Source organism: Streptomyces coeruleorubidus (assembly GCF_028885415.1).
Classification (GTDB): Bacteria; Actinomycetota; Actinomycetes; order Streptomycetales; family Streptomycetaceae; genus Streptomyces; species Streptomyces coeruleorubidus_A.
Window position 1 is genome coordinate 7,425,735 of sequence record NZ_CP118527.1, and the last position, 23,072, is coordinate 7,448,806.

Sequence of the window (23,072 nt, forward strand, 5' to 3'; positions counted from 1 at the left end):
GTCCCTGGTTAACCGCTGGTTGCCGTGCTAACTTCGCTGGTCGGTCAGGCAGGTGAACCGACTCAGGGGGAAAGTCGGTGCAGACAGGTGCGGTGTTCGGCGAGTCCGGCGGCGAATCCGGACGGCAGCCGGACTTCGAGCTGCTGTTTCAGCTCACCGACCTCCTCTGCGAGCTGGGCTGCGTCGAGGACGCGCCGAGCCGGGTGCAGTTCGCCGGGCTGCTGGCGGGCCAGCTCCGCAGGCCGGTGGACATACGCGGCGTGAGGCTCCGTGAGGACGTGGTGAGTCTGGTGACCGCCGCGCTGAGCGTGGCGGGCGGGGAACACGTACTTGTCGGGGTGGTCCGCATCCTCGAAGGCGCCCCGGCCGGGGACGAACTCGCGCGGCTGATCGCCCCTGCCCCCGCCCTGGCCGGACCGCTGACCAAGGAGGACGAGAAGAGCGCCCGCGTCGCGCTCAGCCGCGGAGACCTGCCCGCCGCACGCTTACGGGACGGGCTGGCGGAGGAACTCGTCGGTCTCGACCTCCCCGACGGGCTCACCCCCGAGCAGCTCTTCTCGCACCTTCTCGAATGGAACGCGCAGGAGGACGGCCTGCCGCCGGTCGTCCTCCTCCTCGACCACGCGGCCCGTCTCGCCCGGACCGTCGAACACCGCCTCGCGCTGACCGCGTGGGCGGACGACTGGGCCGTGCGCGCGGGACTGACCGCGCAGTTGGCGAAGCGCCGGGAGAGACGCGCCGGGGTGGTGTGGTCGCCCGACATCCCCCGCACCCTCGTCGTCGCCGTCGAACCGGCCCGGGACGGCAGCACGGACGTGGCCGTGCGGACCTGGACGAACGCGACCCCGGGCCGCTGGGACCCACGCCCCGGTGAGCCGGACACGATCCCCCTCGACGATCTCGGCCGAGCCGTGGACAAGGCGCTCCGGCGCGGCACCCAACTCTGGCTGGTGCCCCGCGAACCGGACTCGAGCGGACTTCAGGAACCGCCTGCGTACATAGAGTTCGTACTTCCATACGACCTGCTGAACCACGATGTGGCGGGGTTGACGTTCGCCATCGGCGACGGTGAGCCCACTCCGCTCGGTCTGCGGTACGGGGTGCATCTACGCAGCCTTGAACGCATGCGTACGGACAACGCCGTGGTCCGGCAGCAGTGGCAGCGGCGTTGGGCGGCTCTCAGGCAGCATGGGATCACGGTGCACGCCTGGAGAGAGGCGGACGCCCGGCGGCTGCGCGCGTGGCAGATCGCGCTCGCCGGGGAATCACGGAGTACGGCAGTGCTCATGGACGCGCCGACCGGGGCGCCGGCCCTGGAGGCACTCAAAGCGGCGATCGCGGAGGGGATCGGACTGGCGGTCTGGGACCGCAGGGGTGTGTTCATAGAGGAGAGGCGCGAAGTGGTGACCGCGGTCTTCGCGGCCGTCGCCATGCCCGTGCAGCTTCCTTCCGTCATTCACCGCATGCGTCTGAACGCCGAGAGCGGCGCGGAGGACGCGGTCCAGTACCTTGCCCGAAATGTCGGATTCATGTGGGATGACCCCACTCGAGTCGTCGACATGCACATCACCGACCCAGACGATCTCGCCAGCTGAGCTAGGAGGCTTCGGCATGAGCGCACAGGAACGGACGGCCGCGGACGACTGGCGCGTCTTCCACGCCACCGGGCGCCCGCAGGACGTCCCACCCGCGCTGCCGGACCCGCCGCCCTGGCGGAGGTTCCGCGGAGGCCCCGTCGAGGCCCCGCCCCCGGACGACGCCGAGGCCGCGCTGCGCCGCCTCGGGCCCGGTGGCCTCACGCCCCAGCTCGACGACGAGCAGATCGAGACGGTCAACGCCGCCCTGCTGCTGCGCCGCCCGCTGCTGGTCACCGGCCCTCCCGGCGTCGGCAAGTCGACGCTCGCGTACCTCATGTCGCGTGAGCTGGGGCTCGGCCGGGTACTCGAATGGAACGTCGTGAGTCGTACCAGCCTGCGCGACGGCTTGTACGTCCACGACGCCATGGGCAGGGCCCAGGCCATCGCCGCCTGGCAGGCAGGGCTGCGGGACGCGGCACGGGCGGAGCCGGTGTTCGAAGAAGGCGAACAGGCCGTCAACCCCGCGACCGCGTCAAATGATCGTCAACTTGCGCCGGATATCGGCGAGTTCATTACACTGGGACCGCTGGGTACCGCCCTGCTGCCCTACGAACGGCCCCGGGTGCTGCTCGTCGACGAGCTCGACAAGAGCGACATCGACCTGCCGAACGACCTGTTGCACGTTCTTGAGAATGGAAGTTATGAGGTTCCGGAGCTGGTGCGTGACGCCGCGGACGCGGCGAGCGTGCACACCAGCGACCCGGGAGGCCGGGCCGTGGTGCGGAACGGACGCGTCGAGTGCCGGGAGTTCCCGGTCGTGGTGATCACCAGCAACGGGGAGCGCGAATTCCCCGCCGCCTTCCGTCGCCGCTGTCTGCCGATGGAGATGCACACCCCCACCCGGGAGCAACTACTGGCCATGGTGGAAGGGCACTTGGGCCTGCGGCCGCGAGGCACCGAAGACCTCGTCGACCTGTTCGTTCAGCGGGTCCAGGCGGGCGGTGTCCACTCCCTCGACCAGTTGCTCAACGCTGTCCAGATGACTACTGCGGGTGGTTTCCAGGCTGACGGTGACGGGCGTAAGCTCGTCGAATTGCTGCTCCGCGACCTCGCGAAGGGCCGCTGATGACCCGGGAGCGCGCATCCGGACTGGGCGACGGGGATCCCGTATCGGGATCGTCGCCGCCTCCTTCGGTGTACCCCGACCCCCTCGCGCGCGCGAACGAGCGCGAAGACCGGGTCCCGGCCGCTCCCGATCACTTCGTACCGCGCTGGCAGGAGTTCGCCGACGCGGTGTGGCTCGCCGCCCACCGGAGCCGGTACGGCGGTCCCGGCGACGCCGCTCAGGAGGCGTCGGGACCGGCGGTGGAGGCCGCGGGCCCGCACGCCGAGGCCCTCGTGGGCCCGGAGGACACCGAGGTCGAACAGCAGTCCCGGTCACCGGTGTCCGACGACGCGCTCGACGGTCCGACGGCGGCCGGCGAGGAGAATGCTTCTCCCGAGGCGACGCCCGCCGACCGCGCCCCCGCCGAGTCGATCCCCTCTGGTGACCGAACCGGATTCCGTGCCGCCGATCGTTTCTTGCCTCACCCCGAAGGCCGCTCCACCCTGCACCTCGGGTCGCCGCTGCTGCCCCGGGCCGAACCCGACCTCTCCGGCCCCGGCCGCTTCACGGCCCTGCTCGCACGCGCCCTGCACCATCTGGCCCGCCGCATCCCGTCCCGCGACAGCCTGGAACTGGACGAGGAGACCACCGCCGAGCAGGGCCTCGCCGACGGGCTGTGGATGCCGTTTCTGCGGCCCGCCCGGGTCTCCGCCTTCGACCTGGTGCTGCTGCTCGACGACGCGCCCACGATGCGGATCTGGGAGGAGAGCGCCGCACGCCTGGCCCGCGCCGCCGAGCACAGCGGGGCCTTCCGCAGTGTGCGCTCGCTCCGCGTCACCGTCCCGCGCACCGGCACCGCCACTCTGCGCTGGTCCACGGGACGGGCCGTCGCCGACCCCGCGGAACTGCTGGACGGCCGGGGCAGCCGGATCTTCCTCGTCGTCACCGACGGACTCGCCCACGGCTGGGCCGCCACCGCCGCCGACGAACTCCTCGGCCGGCTCGCCCACGCCGGCCCCACCGCCCTCGTCCACCTGCTGCCGCCGCACCTGCGCCACCGCTCCTCGCTCTATCCGTACCCGGCCGTCCTGGAGGCCGGCGGGTTCGGAGCCCCCAACGGCAGCCTCGGGCACTGGGCGCCGCCCGGCGGCCCCGATCCGATGCGGCCCCTGCCCGAAGCGGGCGACGGCTCCGTCGCCGTCCCGGTGCTCTCCCTGAAACCCGCTTCCCTCGCCGCCTGGTCCGATCTGGTCACCGGTGGGCGCGGCGTCCGGCGTTCGCTGCCCGTGGTGCTGGCAGGCACCCTGAGCAAGGGCGCGCCCGCTCCGGGTCTGCGCGCCCCGCGCCTCCCACGCGCCGCCACCGCCGCCGTACGGCGTTTCTTCAGTCTGGCCACTCCCTCCGCCCGCCGTCTCGCCACCCAACTCGCCGCCGTCCCTTTCGACTTCGACCTCGTCGAGCAGTTACGGCGACGCGTCATGCCGGAGACAGGTCCCGATCACCTCGCCGAGATCCTCATGGGCGGGCTGATCGACTGGGAGGGCGGAGGGGAGGGGCGCCCCGAGTTCGCCGAGGGCGTCCGGGAAGCCCTGCTGGCGACCACCACGCGCAGCCAACTCGCCCGCACGGTCAGTGTGGTGGGTGAGCTGCCCGCCGCGGGGGAGCGAGGCGTCGCCCTGCGTGCAGCCCTGCACGACCCGCTGCGGACCAGGCTGCCCGACCCCGCCGAACGCGGCTGGGCGCGGAGCGAACTGGCCGTGATGCGCGCCCTGTCGGGCCCCTACTCCGACCGGGCCAGGCGCATCGAACCGAACCTGTCCAGGAACCCGCCCGCCCCGGCCGAACAGGTGGAGAACAGCGCGTCCGCCCAGCCACCCCCACAGGTGAATAACCCGGGCGAAACGACTCCATCCAGCCCAGCGGGCATCAACCCGGATTCGGGAATTCCCGATCCGACTGGAGAATCCGCGCCGTCTGAGACGGCCGGCGCGCAGCGACAACAGACCCCGGAGGCAGAGCCGCTCATGCAGAGCACCACGACCGCAACGCCGGCCCTACTGGTGAACGTCCCCATGCGTAACACCTCGTTCGTCGGCCGTCAGGCGCTGCTGAGGGCCGTGGAGGAGCAGCTCGCCGCCCAGGACACCGCAGCCGTGCTGCCCAACGCCCTGCACGGCCTCGGTGGCGTCGGCAAGTCACAGCTGGCGCTGGAGTACATCTACACCCATCAGCGCGACTACCGGATCATCTGCTGGATCCCGGCCGAGCGCGAGAGCCTCATCCTGGCCGCGCTGTCCTCCCTCGCCTCCCAGCTGGGTGTCGCCCCGGCCGGCCAGGACAGCCTGGGCGCCGCCGCGGCCAACACCGCCGTGCCCGCCGTACTGGAGGCGCTGCGCACCGGAACGCCGTACGACAACTGGCTGCTGGTCTTCGACAACGCCGAGGACATCGAGGCGGTGCGCGGCTACTTCCCGCACAACGGGCCGGGCAAGGTCATCGTCACCTCCCGGAACCGGGGCTGGGAACGGGTGGCCACCTCACTGCCGGTGAACGTCTTCGAGCGCGACGAGTCCATCGAACTGCTCCAGAAGCGCGCCAAGGACCTGCCCGGGGAGGACGCCGACCGGCTCGCCGAAGCGCTCGGCGACCTGCCGCTCGCCGTGGAGCAGGCGGGAGCCTGGCTCGGCGTCACCGGCATGGAGGTCGACGAGTACCTCGACCTGCTCGCCCAGCGCAGCCCGGAGATCCTCGAGATCGAGCAGAGCCCCGACTACCCGGTCTCGGTCGCCGCCGCCTGGGACATCTCCCTGGAGCGCATCAGGGAGAACAACCCGGGCGCCCGTCAGCTTCTCGACATCTGCGCCAGCATGGCCCCCGAGCCGATCCCGAGGTCGATCCTGCGCAGCAGCCGAGGCGTCAACATCACGCCGCAGATCGACCCGATGCTGCGCGAGCCGATCAAACTGAACCGGGCCATCCGCGACCTCAGCCAGTTCTCCCTGATCAAGGTCGACCCGCGCGCGGGCACCCTGCAGATGCACCGCCTCCTCCAGACCGTGCTCCTCGCCAAACTGAGCGAGGAGGAACGCGAGAGGATGCGGGACGCAGCCCATCAGTTGCTGTCCGCCGCCAACCGCGGCCCCTTCGGATCCTCCCAGGAGTGGCGCGACTACCAGGCGCTGCTGCCCCACGTTCTCGCCTCCCAGGCGGTGACCAGCACGGACCCCTATGTGCGTGACCTGGTCTACGACACCATGTGGTTCCTCTACTACTGGGGCGACCACGAGAACGCCGCTGCCTTCGGCCGGCAGGCGTGGAGCGCCTGGCTCGCCGCCTCGGGCGAGGACGACATCTATGTCATCCGGATGACCAAGGGCTTCGCCTTCCTGCTGCGCCAGGTGGGCCAGATCACCGAGTCGATCCCGCTCACCGAAAAGGCGCTGGAGGTCTCCCGCCGGGTGCAGGTCGAGCCGGAGGAACTCATCGACTCCCTGTGCGAGATGTCCGATGCCCGCCGGTACCAGGGCCGCTTCCAGGAGGCGCGGGATCTGGGCAAGGAGGCCACCGAACTGGCCCGGTCGCTCTTCGGCCCCGACGACCCGGCCACCCTGCGGGGCAGCCACAGCTGGGGCGTCGACCTGAGACTGTGCGGGGAGTTCAGGGAAGCGCTGCCGCTCGACCAGGAAACCGCCCGCCAGCGTGACATGCTGTTCGGAGAGACCAGCTTCTTCACGCTCAACACCCTGCACTGCGTCGGCATCGACATGCGGGAGGCGGGCCGGTACCCCAAGGCGCGCGAATGGCAGGAGGACGTCTACCGCCGGGCGCTCACCGCCCTCGGTGAGAAGCACCCCCTGACCTTGCGTATCGCCCGTGACCTCGGAGTCTGCCGCCGCCGGGACGGAGACCTCTCCGAGGGTGCCAAGCTCGCCGAGGAGACCCTGCGCAACTTCAAGTCCCGCTACGGCGACGAGCACCTCGACTCGCTGACCACGGCGACCAACGTCTGCGTCGACCGCCGTCTGGCCGGTGACCTGGAAGGCTCGCTCCGGATCGCGGAGTCCACCGTGGCCCGGCTGGTGCGGCGCCTCGGCGGAGACCACGCGCACACCCTGGTGACCCGTGCGAACCTGGCCGCCACCCAGCGGGCCCTGGGCTCCCTGGACACCGCGCAGGAGCTGGAGGACGACGTGGTGCGCCGGCTGAGCGACACGGTCGGGGCGCACCACGTCATCACCCTCACCGTCGGCATCGGCCAGGCCAACACCGCCTACGCTCGGCTCGACTTCGAGCGGGCGCACGAGATCGACTCCGCCAACCTGCCGCTGCTGACCGAGGTGGCGGGCGGGGACCACCCCCTCACCCTCTCCTGCACGTCCAACCTCGCCCTCGATCTGCGGGGTCTCGGGCGGGGTGACGAGGCGGACGTGCTCCAGCGCAAGGCGGTGGAGGGCTTCGCCGCAGTGCTGCGCAACGACCACCCCTGGCTCCAGGCCGCCCGCCAGCGCCGGCGCATCGAGTGCGACCTGGCTCCCATGCCCATGTGACGCGAGCGCCGAACGACGGCCCGCCGCCCGGGAACCCTCCCGGCGGCGGGCCGCTTCCGTTTGCGAGGCTTCAACTTCCCCGCAATATGGGTAAGTTGACTATCACAAGAGCAATCGGGTCACGGGGGGCGCATGACGGCGGTCGTCTTCGTCCATGGGACCGGGGTTCGCGAGCCGGGCTTCACCGCGCTGGTGGGGCGTGTGACGGCCGGACTGGCCGCACAGCGCGACGGGCTTCGCGTCGTCCCCTACAACTGGGCAGCGGCACACGGTGCCACGCTTGCGGCCGGCGGAGCGAGCCTGCCACCCCGGGTCGGCACCACGCGGGGTCTCGGCGAAGGCCCGGCGGGGCCGGATCCGAGCGACGAGACGACTGCGGCATGGGCCGCCCTCTACGCCGACCCGTACGCCGAACTGGCCCTGGCCGCCGCCGGATCCGGTCCGGCCGTCGAACGCCCGCCCGGTTCCGTACCGCCGCAGCAGCGGGTACGGACACAGCTCACCGCACTCGCCGCCCAAGGGGACGCGCCAGGTGCCGAGTTGGGTCCCGGGCTGGCCCGCGCCGCCGCCGATCTGGCCGCCCACCCCCTGCTCGGCCCCGCCGCCGACGCCCTCGCCCCGGCGGACCTCGCCGTTCTCGCCGCCCGCTCCCTGGCCGCCCGCCTCATCGCCGACGCCCTCGACGCCGACTCCCCGCTCGTTCCGGTCGGCGAGACCCGTGACGCCGTCACCGACCGGATCGCCGAGGCCCTCGGAGCACCGGCCCGGGGCACGGAGCGGGGGCTGCGCTCCTACCTGCTGCGCACAGCCGGAGCCGTGGCCTCGCGCGCCGTCGAGCGCCGCCGGCGTGTCCTCACCGAGGCCGCCCACCCCGCCGCCGGTGACATCCTGCGCTACCTGAGCCGGGGTGAGGCCTTCCGGGAGGGCCTGCGCACCCTCGTCGCCGGCCTGGAGCCGCCCGTCGCCGTGATCGGCCACAGTCTCGGCGGCATCATCGCCCTCGACACGCTGATCTCCGCCCCGCTGCCGCAGGTAGGGCTCCTGGTGACGGCGGGCTCCCAGGGGCCCTTCCTCTACGAGTCGGGCTCCCTGCCGTCCCTCGAACACCCCGCGCCCCTGCCGTCGCACGTCCCCGCCTGGCTGAACCTGTACGACCCGCGCGATCTGCTCGGATATCTCGGCGCGGGACTCTTCCCGGGCCGAGTCACCGATGTCGCCGTCGACAGCGGTCAGCCGTTCCCCGCAGCGCACAGTGCCTACTGGACGAACCCCACCGTGTACCGCCACATCGTGGACCACCTGCCGTGACCGCTCCCACGCCGCCCGTCGACCCGGCCCGGGTGCACGCCCTGATCGTCGGGATCGAGGCGTACGAGGCCGGGGACGCCTGGCGGCTGCCCGGGCCCGCACGCGACGCCGTACGGTTCTGGCGACTGCTGCGGGACGCGGGGGTTCCGGAGTCCCGACTGCGGCTCCACTTGGCCCCCTTGCCGTCGTACGACCCACAAGTCCCGTTCGAGCGCGCGGACCAGGCGACCCTGCGCCGGGTGCTGGTTCGCGAACTGTCCGCGGCCCAGGGCGACATGCTGTGGGTGTGGTGGGGCGGGCACGGCGTGCTGGACCGGGCCGGGCGGCTGCGGCTGTTCTGCGCGGACGCGGGCGTCGCCGACAAGGTGGGCATCGACCTGGACTCCGCGCTCGCCCGGTACGCGGGCGACGCCGTGCCCGGTCTGCGCGAGCAGATGTGGATCGTGGACGCCTGCGAGACCTTCGAGGAGGATCTGGCGTTCCGGGAGGCGCTGCCCGCCGACGCCCTGCCCGTGGGCCGGCCCAACCATCTGCACCGGCAGACCGTGCTGCGCGCCGCCGGCCGGGGCAGGGCGGCGGCCAACGACCCCGTCCGTGCCACCGGCCTTTTCTCCGACGTCCTGCTCGGTCTGCTGGCCGACCGGGCGGCCGTTCTGCCCGCGCCGCCCGATCCGGAGGAACTGTTTCCGGCCGTTCGGGCGCGCATCGCGTCCCTCAGGGAAGAGGGCCGTACTCTTCAGCATCCCGAGATCCGGCTCCAGGGTCCCGACCGTACCGAGACCCTGCCCCCGGCCGGACCGCCCGCGGCGCCGCGTCCCCTGATGGCGATGCAGCGAGCGGTGGAGGCCCTCCTCGCCTACTCCCTGATGAACGACCCGGACGAACGGCAGACGGTCGTCGCCGCGCTGAACCCCCGTGTCGCAGCCGTACTGCGCCGCCACAGCAGGGCACGCACCGACGTCGTCAACATCCTCGGCGGCCTCGCCCGGCGGGACCCGGAGGCACTGTGGGACCTGTTCGACGCCGTGGTGGCTCTCGATGACGATCCGAAACTGAAGGAAGAACTCGCCGCCGCCCTGGCCGAGTTGGCAGCCGCGACGGGGCAGCGGCGTGATCGGCGATGATCAGTGGCGTGATCGTACGGTTTTCGCTCCGGGGGGTATTGGCCATGATGGAAAGACACGGGGCATCGCGTGCCACCGTGCGAGAAGGGGGAGCACCTTGGACCAGCCGCCCGTTCTGCACCACGCCGGAGCCGCCGCACCTGAACCGGCCGTCGCCATGGCGGGGACCGACGTCTGGGAATCCGATCTGGCGGACCTCGCGGCGCTGCCCCTGAGCGCCGTGGACGGTCTCCCCACCCTGTCCCCCACCACGCGCCTGCTGACCGAGGTGCTGCGTGCCCGCAGCAGCATGAGGAGCGGTGAAGGAGGAGGCTCGGGCGCCCGAGCCGACTAGCCGCCGACCGTCCCGACGGCAGAGCCCCGGTGCGACACCCGCACGCGCACCGGGGTCCCCGCATGTCCGCCAACCGACCGGAGGCCCGCGACGATGACCAGCGAGCAGCACCTCGCCCCACTCCGCATGCCGGACCGGCTCTTCGCGGAGCTGGCCGCCGGAGGTGGCTCGGCAGCGGCCGTCGCCTTCCTCGAACGAGCGGAGCGCGCAAGGCGGTTGCTGCTCCTGCGCACCCTCCTCGACCACCTCGACGCCCTGCCCGCTCCTCTCACCCCGGTCGCCGAAGCCTGGCGGGTACTCAAGGAGGCGGCCGAGAAGTCGCCCGAGCCGGTCGAACGCCTGTTGCTGGCCCCGGCGACCGGCGGCTGGATCTCCCACATGCTGCGCCGGGTGCAGGGCACGGCGACCGGGCCGCCGCTGTGGGCGGAGGCGGGCCACCTGTGCGCGCTGGCCCTCTCGGCCTCCTTGCACGCGGGCACCGAGACGGCCCTCGACGTGCCCCTCACCAGCGGGCGGTTGCACCTGCCCGGACTCGGGATGATCCAACTCCCCGATGCGAGAACGGGCCTGGCGGTCGGCCGGGCCACGACGGCCGGGGGAGAGCTGACGGTCACCGGGCCGGGCGGCACGACCGGCTCGGTACGGGTGACCTGCCGTCCGCTGACCCAGCGTGCCGACGCCGACGGGGGCACCTGGCTCCCGCTGCGCACCCTCACCCACACCGGCCCCGACGGCACGGCCCCCGTCACCGTCGTACTCGAAGACCTCGACCCCTACCGCGACCTCGACGACCACCTGCCCCCCGCCCGGCTCGACGAGGAGGAGGCACAGGAGTGGCAGCGGTTGTTCGGCGAGGCCGCGCGGATCCTCGCCCGCCCGGGCATACCGGGCCCCGGGCGGGTCGACCCCGCCATGATCCGGGCGATCGTGCCCTTCGGGCGCACCGCCGTCAGCCCGCCCCCGCCCCCTTTCGTGCAGGTGTCGGCCTCCAGCGGTGACTCCTTCGGCGGCATGCTCATCGTCCGTCCGGCCTCCGCGCTCGCCCTCGCCGAAACCCTGGTGCACGAGCTTCAGCACAGCAAACTCGCCGCCCTCCTTCACCTGTTCCCGCTGCTGGAGGACGACCGGGCGGAGCGCTACTACGCTCCCTGGCGCACCGACCCCCGCCACCTCACCGGCCTGCTGCACGGCGCGTACGCCTTCACCGGCGTCGCCGGTTTCTGGCGGGACCGGCTGGCCGGTGCGGAGGGGAGTGAGGCGGTCGAGCGGGCCGCTTACTTCTTCGCCCTGCGCCGCCTGCAGAGCCGCCTGGCCGTGCGCACCCTGCTGACCAGCGGCCGTCTGACCGTGCCGGGCCGCGCTCTCGTATCCGGCCTCGCCCGCACGCTCGACGGCTGGCTGCGCGAGCCGGTCCCGCACGCCGCCCTCACCCGGGCCCGTACGGCCGCCGCGCTGCACCGCACCGAGTGGCGGCTGCGCAACGTCGCCCCGCCCGCCTCGGGACACGGCGGCCCCCGCTTCCGCCCCGACCGCACCTCCTGGCCCGACGTGCGCACGCACGCCTTCGCCGACCGCCCCGCCGCTCCGCACACCGCAGACGAGTACCTGGCCGCCGGGCAGGCGGCCGCCGCGCTCGCCCGGTACGCCGGACAGCTGGCTTCCGACCCCGCCGAGCCGCACGCCCTGGCCGGCTGGATCGTCGCCCGGGCCGTGCTCGACCCGGGCCGGGCGACGCGGCGCATGCTGGCCCGGCCGGAGCTGCTCCAGCCGCTGCCCAGCGGCTGAGCGGGGGCGGCCCGGCCCACGCTGATTGTCGTCAGGCGGACACAAACAAGAGTTCGCCGAAACGCGCGAGCAGCGCGTCAACAGGCGCTGTGATGGTCAGGATGGAGGCATGGCTTACCACGTCCATTCCGAGGCCGGGCGGCTGCGCCGCGTCATCCTGCACCGGCCCGATCTCGAGCTCAAAAGGCTCACCCCCAGCAACAGGACCTCGCTGCTCTTCGACGACGTGCTGTGGGTGCGCAGGGCCCGCGCCGAGCACGACGGGTTCGCCGACGTGCTGCGCGACCGGGGCGTCACCGTCCACCTCTTCGGTGACCTGCTGGCCGAGGCCCTTGAGGTCCCGGCGGCCAGGGCCCTCGTACTGGACCGGGTCTTCGACGAGAAGGAGTACGGCCCGCTGGCCACCGACCATCTCAGAGCCGCCTTCGAGCACCTGCCCGCGGCGGAACTGGCCGAGCTCCTGGTCGGTGGCATGACCAAGCGCGAGTTCCTCGACGTGCACCCGGAGCCGACCTCGGTGCGCTTCCACGTCATGGAGCTGGACGACTTCCTGCTGGGCCCCCTGCCCAACCACCTCTTCACCCGCGACACCTCCGCGTGGATCTACGACGGGGTCTCCATCAACGCGATGCGCTGGCCCGCCCGGCAGCGCGAGACCGTGCACTTCGAGGCGATCTACCGGCACCATCCGCTGTTCCGCGACGAGACATTCCACGTCTGGTCCGAGGGGCAGGCCGACTACCCGTCCACCATCGAGGGCGGGGACGTCCTCGTCATCGGCAACGGCGCGGTGCTCATCGGCATGAGCGAGCGCACCACGCCCCAGGCCGTCGAGATGCTCGCGCACAAGCTGTTCGCCGCCGGTTCCGCGGAGACGATCGTGGCCCTCGACATGCCCAAGCGGCGGGCCTTCATGCACCTCGACACGGTGATGACGATGGTCGACGGCGACACCTTCACCCAGTACGCGGGGCTCGGCATGCTCCGCTCGTACACCATCGAACCGGGCGTCGGCGAGAAGGAGCTGAAGGTCACCGACCATCCGCCGGAGCACATGCACCGCGCGATCGCCGCCGCGCTCGGCCTGAACGAGATCCGGGTGCTGACCGCCACCCAGGACGTGCACGCGGCCGAACGCGAGCAGTGGGACGACGGCTGCAACGTCCTGGCCGTCGAACCCGGTGTCGTGGTCGCCTACGAGCGGAACGCCACCACCAACACCCACCTGCGCAAACAGGGCATCGAAGTGATAGAGATCCCGGGCAGTGAGCTGGGGCGGGGCAGGGGCGGGCCGCGGTGCATGAGCTGCCCGGTCGAACGGGAGCCCGTATGAGCACCCGCATCTACGTATAGGCATGCCAACTTTCGTATAGTATTCCAGGAGTCCTGTCCGTCCCCGTACCGCCGTATCCCTGGAGCGCCCCATGGCGACAGTCCCGACCGCCCTCGCCGGCCGCCACTTCCTCAAGGAGCTGGACTTCACCGAGGAGGAGTTCCGCGGTCTGGTCGAGCTGGCCGCCGAGCTGAAGGCCGCCAAGAAGGCCGGGACCGAGACGCAGTACCTGCGGGGCCGGAACATCGCGCTGATCTTCGAGAAGACCTCCACCCGTACCCGCTGCGCCTTCGAGGTCGCGGCCGCCGACCAGGGCGCCTCGACGACGTACCTCGACCCGTCCGGCTCGCAGATCGGCCACAAGGAGTCGGTCAAGGACACCGCGCGGGTGCTGGGCCGGATGTACGACGGGATCGAGTACCGGGGCGACAGCCAGCAGAATGTGGAGGAGCTGGCGGCGCACGCCGGTGTGCCCGTCTACAACGGGCTCACCGACGACTGGCACCCCACCCAGATGCTCGCCGACGTGCTGACCATGACCGAGCACTGCGCCAAGCCGCTGACGGAGACCGCCTTCGCCTACCTGGGCGACGCCCGCTTCAACATGGGCAACTCCTACCTGGTCACCGGCGCCCTGCTCGGCATGGACGTGCGTCTCGTCGCCCCGAAGGACTACTGGCCGGCCGAGGAGGTCGTCGACCGGGCCCGCGCCCTCGCCGGGACCAGCGGCGCCCGCATCACCCTCACCGAGACCCTGGACGAGGGCGTCCGTGGCGCCGACTTCGTCGCCACCGACGTCTGGGTCTCCATGGGTGAGCCGAAGGAGGTCTGGGACGAGCGCATCACCGCCCTGGCCCCGTACGCCGTGACCATGGACGTCCTGCGCGCCACCGGCAACCCGGACGTGAAGTTCCTGCACTGCCTGCCCGCCTTCCACGACCTCGGCACCAAGGTCGGCCAGGAGATCCACGCGGCCCACGGCCTGGAGTACCTGGAGGTGTCGGACGAGGTCTTCGAGTCGGCGCACTCCGTCGTCTTCGACGAGGCGGAGAACCGTCTGCACACGATCAAGGCAGTGCTGGTCGCGACGCTCGGCTGAGCCTCGCCTCACCCGTCATTCCGACGGACGCCGCTGAGCCGGCACCACGGGCAGCCTGAACCACACCGCCTTGCCGGACTCGGTCGGCCGGTGCCCGCACGAGGAGCTCAGGGTGCGGATCAGCAGCAGACCGCGCCCGTGCTCCTGCCAGGGGTCGGGCGCCCCGCCGGACGGGCAGGTGAGATCGCCGGGTGGCTTCGGGTCGGTGTCGTGCACCTCGACCTGGCAGCCCGACGGCATGAGCTCCACCACCAGCTCGATCGGCGTCTCGCCGGAGGTGTGCTCCACGGCGTTGGCCACCAGCTCCGCCGTGAGCAGCTCCGCGGTGTCGCAGTCGGCCCCGTGCTCCAGCTCGGCCAGCGCCGTACGGACCAGGGCACGGGCCACGGGCACCGCCGCGGCGGTGTGCGGCAGCGCGATGCGCCAGGAGGCGGGGGCTGAGGGGAGTTCGTACAAGGCGGGTCCGTTCATGGAGCAGGACATCCTGCTTTCAACCTGATGAATGGTACGGCGCTGCTCTTCGGTGGCTTCCGAAGGGGCACTGCCGGAGGGCCGCCGGCCCCCTTGCCGCACGGCTTACCCAGGTGAACGCGGTGCCGCGCACAGCCGATCCCGCCGTTACGCCGGTGTGGACGATCTGTGACGGATGTAACCGACCCGGTTCACACCGGCTCCCCGTGAAAGTCCTACCCGGACGGCCTATCGCGCACTCATGACGACAGTCACGAATGAGTGATAACTTCATGGGGTAGAGCTCAGTGAGGCAGTGCCCGCCCGAGGAGGCCGCACGTCATGAGTCCCTTCACCGGCTCCGCCGCCCGCACCCCGAGCTGGGAGCACCTGCGCGTCGACCTCACCGACGGCGTCGCCACCGTCACCCTGGCCCGCCCCGAGAAACTCAACGCGCTCACCTTCGGCGCCTACGCCGACCTGCGCGACCTGCTCGCGGAGCTGTCCCGGGAGCGGTCCGTACGGGCCCTGGTGCTGGCCGGCGAGGGCCGCGGCTTCTGCTCCGGCGGCGACGTCGACGACATCATCGGCGTCACCCTGGGCATGGACACCGCCCAGCTCCTGGACTTCAACCGGATGACCGGCCAGGTGGTCCGCGCCATCCGGGAGTGCCCCTTCCCGGTGATCGCGGCGGTCCAGGGCGTGGCGGCCGGCGCCGGAGCGGTCCTCGCCCTGGCCGCCGACTTCCGCGTGGCCGACCCCACGGCCCGCTTCGCCTTCCTCTTCACCCGGGTCGGCCTCTCCGGCGGCGACATGGGCGCGGCCTACCTCCTGCCCAGGGTCGTGGGCCTCGGCCACGCCACCCGCCTCCTGATGCTGGGCGACCCGGTCCGCGCCCCCGAGGCGGAGCGCATCGGCCTGATCAGCGAACTGACGCAGGAGGGCCAGGCCGACGAGACAGCACAACAACTGGCCCGACGCCTGGCGGACGGCCCGGCCCTGGCCTACGCCCAGACCAAGGCCCTCCTGACGGCAGAACTCGACATGCCCCTGGCGGCATCGGTGGAACTGGACGCGTCGACGCAGGCCCTCCTGATGACAGGAGAGGACTACGCGGAGTTCCACGCGGCGTTCACGGAGAAGCGCCCCCCGAAATGGAGCGGACGGTGAGTGCACGTCCTTCAGGGGCGCGGGGAACTGCGCGATCAGCCACGAACAACCCGCACCCAAACCACGACACAAGCCACCCCCTACGCGTGGCGATCATAGGCGGCGGCCCCGGCGGCCTCTATGCCGCCGCCCTCCTCAAACGCCTCGACCCCACCCGCGCCATCACCGTCTGGGAACGAAACGCCCCCGACGACACCTTCGGCTTCGGCGTGGTCCTCTCGGACGAAACCCTGGGCGGCATAGAACACGCGGACCCGGTGGTCTACGGGGCCCTGCAAAAACACTTCGTCCGCTGGGACGACATCGACATCGTGCACCGAGGTGTACGGCACACCTCGAGCGGCCACGGTTTCGCCGCACTCGGCAGAAAGCGCCTCCTGGAGATCCTCCACACCCGCTGCCGCGAACTCGGCGTCGACCTCCGCTTCCACACCGAGGCCCCGAAGGACCTCCCGCAGACCCACGACCTGGTCATCGCGGCGGACGGCATCCACAGCACCACCCGCGAGACCTACGCGGACGTCTTCCACCCCCGGCTGACGACCCACCACTGCCGCTACATCTGGCTCGCCGCCGACTTCCCCTTCGACGCCTTCCGCTTCGAGATCGCCGAAACCGAACACGGCGTGATGCAACTCCACGGCTACCCCTACGCGCCGGACGCCTCCACCGTGATCATCGAGATGCGCGAGGAGGTCTGGCACGCGGTCGGTTTCGAGGAACTCGGCGAGGCCGAGTCGATCGAACGCTGCGCCAAGATCTTCGCGGAAGCACTCCGCGGCCGCCCCCTGAAGTCCAACAACTCGGCATGGACGACCTTCCGCACGGTCGTCAACGACCGCTGGTCGCACGGCAACGTCGTCCTCCTCGGCGACGCCGCCCACACCGCCCACTTCTCCATCGGCTCGGGCACCAAGCTCGCCGTCGAGGACGCCCTGGCCCTGGCCGCCTGCCTGGAGGAACAGGACACCCTGGACGAGGCCCTGACCGCGTACGAGGCGGAGCGCCGGCCCGTCGTCGCCTCCACGCAGCGCGCGGCCCGGGCCAGCCTGGAGTGGTTCGAGAACCTCTCCCTGTACCTGGACCAGCCGCCCCGCCAGTTCGCCTTCAACCTGCTCACCCGCAGCCGCCGCGTCACCCACGACAACCTGCGGCTGCGCGACCCGCACTTCACACAGGCGGTGGAGCGGGAGTTCGGCTGCCCGCCCGGCACGCCCCCGATGTTCACGCCGCTGCGGCTGCGCGGCCTGACCCTGCGCAACCGGGTCGTCGTCTCGCCCATGGACATGTACTCGGCGGTCGACGGCGTCCCCGGCGACTTCCACCTCGTCCATCTGGGCGCGCGGGCGATGGGCGGGGCCGGGCTGGTGATGACGGAGATGGTGTGCGTCAGCGAGGAGGGCAGGATCACGCCCGGCTGCGCCGGCCTCTACACCGGCCGGCAGGCCGAGGCCTGGAAGCGGATCACGAACTTCGTGCATGCCCAGGCGCCCGGCACCGCGATCGGCGTGCAACTCGGCCACAGCGGCCGCAAGGGCTCCACGAAGCTGATGTGGGAGGGCATGGACGAGCCGCTTCAGGAGGGCAACTGGCCGCTCGTGGCCGCGTCCGCGCTCCCGTACAAGCCGTTCAGCCAGACTCCGCGCGAGCTGTCGCGCGCCCAACTCACCGACATCCGGGAGCAGTTCGCGGCCGCCGCCTGCCGCGCCGCCCGGGCCGGATTCGACCTGCTCGAACTGCACTGCGCCCACGGCTATCTGCTCTCCGGTTTCCTCTCCCCGCTGACCAACCGCCGTACCGACGCCTATGGCGGCTCACTGGACAAGCGGCTCCGTTTCCCGCTGGAGGTGTTCGACGCCATACGGAACGTCTGGCCGGGGGAGCGGCCCATGACCGTGCGGATCTCCGCCACCGACTGGGCCGAGGGCGGGACCACGGCCGAGGACGCCGTCGAGATCGCCCGGGCCTTCGCCGCGCACGGCGCCGACGCGATCGACGTGTCGACGGGGCAGGTCGTGGCGGACGAGCGGCCCGAGTTCGGGCGGTCGTACCAGACTCCGTTCGCCGACCGGATCCGCAACACCACCGGCATCCCCGTGATCGCGGTCGGTGCGATCTCCTCCTGGGACGACGTCAACTCCCTGATCCTGGCGGGCCGTACGGACCTGTGCGCCCTGGCCCGCCCCCACCTCTACGACCCGCACTGGACGCTGCACGCGGCGGCCGAACAGGGCTACACGGGCCCCGGCGCCGTCTGGCCGGCCCCCTACCGAGCGGGCAGCCGCCGCCCGCAGACGGGCCGCACGGACGCGCCCAAGCCGCGCCTCACTCTGGGGAGCTGAGCAGCCCCACGAACTCGGCGCCCGCGTCCCGCAGCCGCTCGTGCAGCCCCTGGAACACCGCCGACGAACGGGTCCCCGGCCAGTCGCGGGGAAGCAGTTCGGACGGCAGGCCGGGGTCGGTGTAGGGGAGGTGGCGCCAGGAGTCCAGGGCGAGGAGGTAGTCGCGGTAGGCCTCCTCGGGCGGGGTGTCCTCGCGTCTCTCCCAGTCGTTCAGCACGCGCGCGTGGCGGTCGAGGAACGCCTCGTGCTCCTTGGCGATGGCGGCCAGGTCCCACCAGCGTGCGACGGCCTGAACGGTCGGGGTGAAGCCGAGGTGGTCGCCGCGGAAGAAGTCGACGTACGCGTCCAGCCGCAGCCGCTGGAGGGTGTGCCGGGTCTCCTCGTACAGCCGCGCGGGCGCGATCCACACGCCCGGGGCGGCCGTGCCGAAACCGAGGCCGGCCAGCCGGGAGCGCAGCACGTGCCGCTTCTGCCGCTCCGACTCCGGCACGGAGAACACCGCGAGCACCCAGCCCTCGTCCTCGAAAGGAGCCGTGGCGTAGATGCGCCGGTCGCCGTCGTCGAGCAACTGGCGGGCGTCCGGGGACAGTTCGTACCCGGCCGCGCCCTGGGCGGTGCGGGCGGGCACGAGCAGCCCGCGTCTCTTCAGCCGCGACACCGAGGAGCGTACGGACGGGGCGTCCACACCGACCGCCGCGAGCAGCCGGATCAGTTCGGCGACGGGCACGGGGCCCGTCGCGAAGCGGCCGTACGCGCCGTAGAGCGTGACGATGAGAGACCGTGGTGCATGCTGGTCGGACACGTTGATCATCTTAGGTCGTACGGGTCACTCCCGGTCGCTTTCGGTGCCGCCGTCCGGGAGCTCTCCCGTACGCAGCCTGAACCGCTGGAGCTTGCCGGTGGCGGTGCGCGGCAGCGCGTCCAGGAAGACGATCTCGCGCGGGCACTTGTACGGCGCCAGCTCGCTCTTGACGAAGGCGCGCAGCGCCCCGGCGTCCCGTTCCGCGCCCTCCTTGAGGACGGCGAAGGCCACCACGATCTGCCCGCGGGCCTCGTCGGGCCGTCCCACGACCGCCGCCTCCACCACGTCCGGGTGCCGCAGCAGCGCGTCCTCGACCTCGGGTCCGGCGATGTTGTACCCGGCCGAGATGATCATGTCGTCGGCGCGGGCCACGTAGCGGAAGTAGCCGTCGGCCTCGCGGACGTAGGTGTCGCCGGTGATGTTCCAGCCGCCGCGTACGTACTCCCGCTGCCGGGGGTCGGCGAGGTAGCGGCAGCCGACCGGTCCGCGCACCGCGAGCAGTCCGGGCTCCCCGTCGGGCACCGGCTCGCCGTGCTCGTCCAGCACGCGCGCGTGCCAGCCCGGCACGGGAACGCCCGTCGTGCCGGGGCGGATCCGCTCGTCGGCCGCTGAGATGAAGATGTGCAGCAGCTCGGTGGCGCCGATGCCGTTGATGACGCGCAGGCCCGTGCGTTCGTGCCAGGCCTGCCAGGTGGCCGCCGGCAGGTTCTCGCCGGCCGAGACGCAGCGGCGCAGGGACGAGACGTCGTACCCGTCGAGCTCGTCGAGCATCGTGCGGTAGGCCGTAGGCGCCGTGAACAGCACGGAGACCCGGTGCCGGGCGACGGCGGGCAGCAGCTGCTTCGGACCGGCCTGTTCGAGCAGCAGGGCGCTCGCCCCGGCCCGCAGCGGGAAGACGACGAGCCCGCCGAGCCCGAAGGTGAAGCCGAGCGGGGGACTGCCCGTGAACACGTCGTCCGCGTCGGGCTGCAGGACGTGCCGGGAGAAGGTGTCGGCGATGGCCAGGACGTCCCGGTGGAAGTGCATGCAGCCCTTGGGGCGGCCGGTGGTGCCGGAGGTGAAGGCGATCAGCGCGACGTCGTCGGCCGCCGTGTCGACGGCCTCGTACGGTGTGCCGGGCGCAGGCCGGTTGAGGAGGTCGTCCGGGGCGTCACCGCCGTAGGTCGTGATCCGCAGGTCCGGGATCTCGGCCTTGGCGAGGTCGTCGACGGACCGGATGTCGCACAGCGCGTGCCGGACCCGGGCGATCTCGCACATCGTGCTCAGCTCGTGCGGGCGCTGCTGGGCGAGCACGGTGACCGCGACGGCCCCCGCCTTCAGCACGGCCAGCCAGCAGGCGGCGAGCCAGGGGGTGGTCGGGCCGCGCAGCAGCACGCGGTTGCCGGGGACGACGCCGAGTTCGCCGGTGAGCAGGTGCGCGATGCGGTCGACGCGGGCGCGCAGATCGGCGTACGTCCAGGGCTCTTGGGCCGGGGTGAGGAACGCCGGGCGGTCGCCGGGTGGGCCGCTGAGCAGTTCGGCGGCGCAGTTGAGCCGTTCGGGGTAACGCAGCTCCGGGAGGTCGAAACGGAGCTCGGGCCATTGGTCCGGGGGTGGCAGATGGTCACGGGCGAAGGTGTCGACGTGGGCCGTACCCCGTGGATTCATACGATTCGCCCCCTTGGCGTGGTGGGCTCGCTCCTGGAGCGTATCGTGTTGGTGACGACAGTCAACGGTCCGCGATAGCCTCGGAGTGGCCCGGCCGGGAGGCAGGGGCGGCGGAGAAGGGACCGGCGATGACCGCATTCTCGCTCGAACCGGCACAACTCGCCTGGTGCGCCGAGCTGCGCGCCCTCGCCGCGGAGCGGCTGCGCCCGCTGGCCGAGAAGGGCGAACCGGGCCGGGTGAACCGCGCCCTGGTCGCCGAACTGGGCAGCCTCGGACTGCTCGGCCGCCTCTTCACCTCCGGCGCGCTCGACCTGTGCCTGATGCGCGAGTCCCTGGCCTACGCCTGCACGGAAGCCGAAACGGCCCTGGCACTCCAGGGCCTCGGCGCCCACCCGGTCCACGCCTACGGCACGGAATCCCAACGGTCGTGCTGGCTCCCCCGGGTGGCCGACGGCAGCGCGGTGGCGGCGTTCGCGTTGAGTGAGCCTGGGGCGGGGTCGGATGCGGCGGCGCTGGGGTTGCGGGCGGACCGGGACGGCTCGCCGAGGGTGGCATCCGACGGCGGCTCAGGGGGCGCGGTGGCCTCCGGCGGCGGGGCAGGTGCGGCGGTTGGTGGCGGTTCTCGGGGTGGGGTGGCTCCCGGAAGTGTGGTGGCTTCGGGCGGTGGTGGGGCGGTATCCGACGGCTGCTCACGGGGCGGGGCGGCTTCCGGTGGCGGTGCTGGGCCGGCGGCCGGTGGCGGTTCTCGGGGCGGGGCGGTATCCGACGGTGCGGTGGCTTCCGGTGCTGGTGACGGCGCGGCAGCCGACGGCCGCGCTCGGGGGCCTGCCGGATCCGACGGCGCGCAGGGCTCCCGGATCGACGGCGGCGGCTCACCGGGCTCGGCGGCACCCGACGGCAGGGCCCCGAGCACTCCGACTCCTGCCGACCGCTCATCCGCCGCGGCGGCGTCCGGCGGCATTCAAGGCGCCGGGGTCCGTGAAGGCGGCTCGCCGGGCGCGCCGGCGTCTGACGGTGGCAGTCAGGGTGCTCGGGCTCATGCCGATGGCTCAGTCGGCGCGGCAGCGGCCGGCGGCGGTAGTCAGGGCGCTCGGGCCCGTGCCGGTGGCTCAGCCGGCGCGGCGGCGGCCGGCGGTGGAAGCCAGGGCGCCGGGGGTCATGTCGGTCGCTCTCCGGGCTCGGCGGCGTCCGGCGGCGGAACCGGGGCTGCTGCCGGCGGCTCGTCGGGGTCCGGACGCGCGATCCACGACTCACCGCACCCGGTCCACGCCTCACCGGCTCCCGCCGAACTGGCCGCCGACCCCGACGGCCCCGCCCGCTGGCGCCTCACCGGTGAGAAGTGCTGGATCTCCAACGCCCCCGAGGCCGACTTCTACACCGTCTTCGCCCGGACCACCCCGGGGGCAGGGGCACGCGGGGTCACGGCCTTTCTCGTGCCGGCGGACCGGCCGGGGCTGACCGGCGGCGGGCTCGACATGCTCTCCCCGCATCCCATCGGCGCGCTCGACTTCGACGCCGTGCCGGTGACGGCCGACGACGTGCTCGGTGAGGTCGACCGGGGGTTCCGCGTCGCCATGGGGACGCTCAACCTGTTCCGCCCCAGCGTCGGCGCCTTCGCCGTCGGTATGGCCCGGGCGGCGCTCGACGCGACCCTCGCGCACACCGCCGGGCGGGACGCCTTCGGCGGCAAGCTGAGCGACCTTCAGGCCGTCTCCCACCAGGTCGCCGAGATGGCCCTGCGCACGGAGGCGGCCAGGCTGATGGTCTACGCGGCGGCGACGGCGTACGACGAGGGTGCCCCGGACGTGCCCCAGCGCGCCGCCATGGCGAAACTGCTCGCCACCGAGACCGCGCAGTACGTCGTCGACACGGCCGTCCAGCTGCACGGCGCCCGCGCGCTGCAACGCGGTCACCTGCTCGAACACCTCTACCGGGAGGTGCGCGCCCCACGCATCTACGAGGGGGCCAGCGAGGTCCAACGCGGCATCATCGCCAAGGAGTTGTACGCAGCCCACCAGGAGGCCCGGTGACCACCGAACGCGTCAATCCGCCCGGCCTCGCCCCGCCGACGGGCTTCTCGCACGCCGTCGTGGCCTCCGGGTCCCGGGTGGTGTTCCTGGCGGGACAGACCGCCCTCGACGGCGACGGCAAGGTGGCCGGCGCGACCCTGCCGGAACAGTTCGAGAAGGCCCTCGGCAACCTGCTGAGCGCCCTCACGGCGGCCGGCGGCACGCCCTCCGACCTGGCCCGCGTCACCGTCTACGCCACGGACGTCGCCGCCTACCGCGCCCACGCCCCCGAACTGGGCCGCCTCTGGCGGAGACTGGCGGGCCGCGACTACCCGGCCATGGCGGTCGTCGAGGTCGTCCGGCTATGGGACGAGGAGGCGTTGGTGGAACTGGACGGCTTCGCCGTGCTGCCGTAGGGACACGTCGGACTCGCCACCGAT

The 23,072-nt window shown here is 72.2% G+C and carries 16 protein-coding genes and 1 pseudogene; 14 read left to right on the forward strand and 3 right to left on the reverse strand.

All coding sequences use genetic code 11. The annotated features are described in order from the left end of the window. The first annotated feature begins 77 nt into the window (after positions 1-77). The 9 genes from PV963_RS34465 (at position 78) to argF (ending at position 14,212) form a co-directional block, all read left to right on the forward strand. A complete protein-coding gene (locus tag PV963_RS34465; protein ID WP_274820373.1) occupies positions 78-1,595 on the forward strand; it encodes an effector-associated domain 2-containing protein in 1,518 nt (505 codons plus the stop codon). 16 nt (positions 1,596-1,611) lie between these two features. Further along, positions 1,612-2,703, forward strand: a complete 1,092-nt coding sequence (locus tag PV963_RS34470) for an AAA family ATPase (protein ID WP_274820374.1) — start codon at positions 1,612-1,614, stop codon at positions 2,701-2,703. After that, positions 2,703-7,229: an FxSxx-COOH system tetratricopeptide repeat protein gene (gene fxsT / locus PV963_RS34475; protein WP_274820375.1), complete on the forward strand. Its 4,527-nt coding sequence runs from the start codon at positions 2,703-2,705 to the stop codon at positions 7,227-7,229. The genes PV963_RS34470 and fxsT overlap by 1 nt, the downstream gene beginning before the upstream one ends. A gap of 132 nt (positions 7,230-7,361) precedes the next feature. Continuing rightward, positions 7,362-8,537: a hypothetical protein gene (locus tag PV963_RS34480; RefSeq protein ID WP_274820376.1), complete on the forward strand. Its 1,176-nt coding sequence runs from the start codon at positions 7,362-7,364 to the stop codon at positions 8,535-8,537. Then, positions 8,534-9,661, forward strand: coding sequence for an effector-associated domain 2-containing protein (locus PV963_RS34485; protein WP_274820377.1), 1,128 nt, complete (start codon positions 8,534-8,536; stop codon positions 9,659-9,661). Before PV963_RS34480 ends, PV963_RS34485 begins: the two co-directional genes overlap by 4 nt. Positions 9,662-9,758: 97 nt before the next feature. After that, on the forward strand, positions 9,759-9,995 hold the full coding sequence (locus tag PV963_RS34490) for a hypothetical protein (RefSeq protein WP_274820378.1): 237 nt from the start codon (positions 9,759-9,761) through the stop codon (positions 9,993-9,995). Between the two features lie 93 nt (positions 9,996-10,088). Then, on the forward strand, positions 10,089-11,780 hold the full coding sequence (locus PV963_RS34495; protein ID WP_274820379.1) for an HEXXH motif domain-containing protein: 1,692 nt from the start codon (positions 10,089-10,091) through the stop codon (positions 11,778-11,780). Between the two features lie 109 nt (positions 11,781-11,889). Next, complete coding sequence (locus tag PV963_RS34500) at positions 11,890-13,113, forward strand: arginine deiminase (protein WP_274820380.1); 1,224 nt, start codon at positions 11,890-11,892, stop codon at positions 13,111-13,113. A gap of 91 nt (positions 13,114-13,204) precedes the next feature. Next, on the forward strand, positions 13,205-14,212 hold the full coding sequence (argF, locus tag PV963_RS34505) for an ornithine carbamoyltransferase (protein ID WP_274820381.1): 1,008 nt from the start codon (positions 13,205-13,207) through the stop codon (positions 14,210-14,212). Positions 14,213-14,227: 15 nt separating this feature from the next. Here argF and PV963_RS34510 read toward each other — a convergent pair whose 3' ends face one another. Beyond that, positions 14,228-14,695, reverse strand: coding sequence for an ATP-binding protein (locus tag PV963_RS34510; RefSeq protein WP_274820382.1), 468 nt, complete (start codon positions 14,693-14,695; stop codon positions 14,228-14,230). A gap of 309 nt (positions 14,696-15,004) precedes the next feature. On the opposite strand from PV963_RS34510, the gene PV963_RS34515 reads away from it, so the two are divergent. Beyond that, positions 15,005-15,832, forward strand: coding sequence for an enoyl-CoA hydratase family protein (locus PV963_RS34515; protein WP_274820383.1), 828 nt, complete (start codon positions 15,005-15,007; stop codon positions 15,830-15,832). Next, entirely contained in the window at positions 15,817-18,174 is a 2,358-nt protein-coding gene (locus PV963_RS34520) for a bifunctional salicylyl-CoA 5-hydroxylase/oxidoreductase (protein WP_274820384.1), read from the forward strand. The genes PV963_RS34515 and PV963_RS34520 overlap by 16 nt, the downstream gene beginning before the upstream one ends. On the opposite strand, the gene PV963_RS34525 is transcribed toward PV963_RS34520, so the two are convergent. Beyond that, positions 18,158-18,985, reverse strand: a complete 828-nt coding sequence (locus PV963_RS34525; RefSeq protein ID WP_274820385.1) for a PaaX family transcriptional regulator — start codon at positions 18,983-18,985, stop codon at positions 18,158-18,160. The two genes, PV963_RS34520 and PV963_RS34525, sit on opposite strands and share 17 nt — an antisense overlap. A 15-nt stretch (positions 18,986-19,000) precedes the next feature. Then, positions 19,001-20,623, reverse strand: coding sequence for an AMP-binding protein (locus PV963_RS34530; protein WP_274820386.1), 1,623 nt, complete (start codon positions 20,621-20,623; stop codon positions 19,001-19,003). Between the two features lie 128 nt (positions 20,624-20,751). On the opposite strand from PV963_RS34530, the pseudogene PV963_RS34535 reads away from it, so the two are divergent. The 3 genes and pseudogenes from PV963_RS34535 to PV963_RS34545 all read left to right on the forward strand — a co-directional run. Beyond that, positions 20,752-21,171 (forward strand): annotated as a pseudogene (locus PV963_RS34535) (acyl-CoA dehydrogenase family protein); the annotation flags it as partial. A gap of 411 nt (positions 21,172-21,582) precedes the next feature. After that, positions 21,583-22,653 (forward strand): acyl-CoA dehydrogenase family protein, encoded by a 1,071-nt coding sequence (locus tag PV963_RS34540; RefSeq protein ID WP_425541044.1) that lies wholly within the window; start codon positions 21,583-21,585, stop codon positions 22,651-22,653. Beyond that, the gene (locus PV963_RS34545) at positions 22,650-23,048 is read left to right on the forward strand and encodes a RidA family protein (RefSeq protein ID WP_274820387.1); all 399 of its coding nucleotides are present in this window, start codon (positions 22,650-22,652) and stop codon (positions 23,046-23,048) included. Before PV963_RS34540 ends, PV963_RS34545 begins: the two co-directional genes overlap by 4 nt. Positions 23,049-23,072 lie beyond the last annotated feature (24 nt).

Excerpts from the sequence above, each read along its gene's own strand:
- PV963_RS34520 (WP_274820384.1), top strand. The coding sequence starts at position 15,817 with ATGGAGCGGACGGTGAGTGCACGTCCTTCAGGGGCGCGGGGAACTGCG.
- PV963_RS34480 (WP_274820376.1), top strand. The coding sequence starts at position 7,362 with ATGACGGCGGTCGTCTTCGTCCATGGGACCGGGGTTCGCGAGCCGGGC.
- PV963_RS34470 (WP_274820374.1), top strand. The coding sequence starts at position 1,612 with ATGAGCGCACAGGAACGGACGGCCGCGGACGACTGGCGCGTCTTCCAC.
- argF (WP_274820381.1), top strand. The coding sequence starts at position 13,205 with ATGGCGACAGTCCCGACCGCCCTCGCCGGCCGCCACTTCCTCAAGGAG.
- PV963_RS34510 (WP_274820382.1), bottom strand. The coding sequence starts at position 14,695 with ATGTCCTGCTCCATGAACGGACCCGCCTTGTACGAACTCCCCTCAGCC.
- PV963_RS34525 (WP_274820385.1), bottom strand. The coding sequence starts at position 18,985 with ATGATCAACGTGTCCGACCAGCATGCACCACGGTCTCTCATCGTCACG.
- PV963_RS34500 (WP_274820380.1), top strand. The coding sequence starts at position 11,890 with ATGGCTTACCACGTCCATTCCGAGGCCGGGCGGCTGCGCCGCGTCATC.
- fxsT (WP_274820375.1), top strand. The coding sequence starts at position 2,703 with ATGACCCGGGAGCGCGCATCCGGACTGGGCGACGGGGATCCCGTATCG.
- PV963_RS34495 (WP_274820379.1), top strand. The coding sequence starts at position 10,089 with ATGACCAGCGAGCAGCACCTCGCCCCACTCCGCATGCCGGACCGGCTC.
- PV963_RS34530 (WP_274820386.1), bottom strand. The coding sequence starts at position 20,623 with ATGAATCCACGGGGTACGGCCCACGTCGACACCTTCGCCCGTGACCAT.
- PV963_RS34515 (WP_274820383.1), top strand. The coding sequence starts at position 15,005 with ATGAGTCCCTTCACCGGCTCCGCCGCCCGCACCCCGAGCTGGGAGCAC.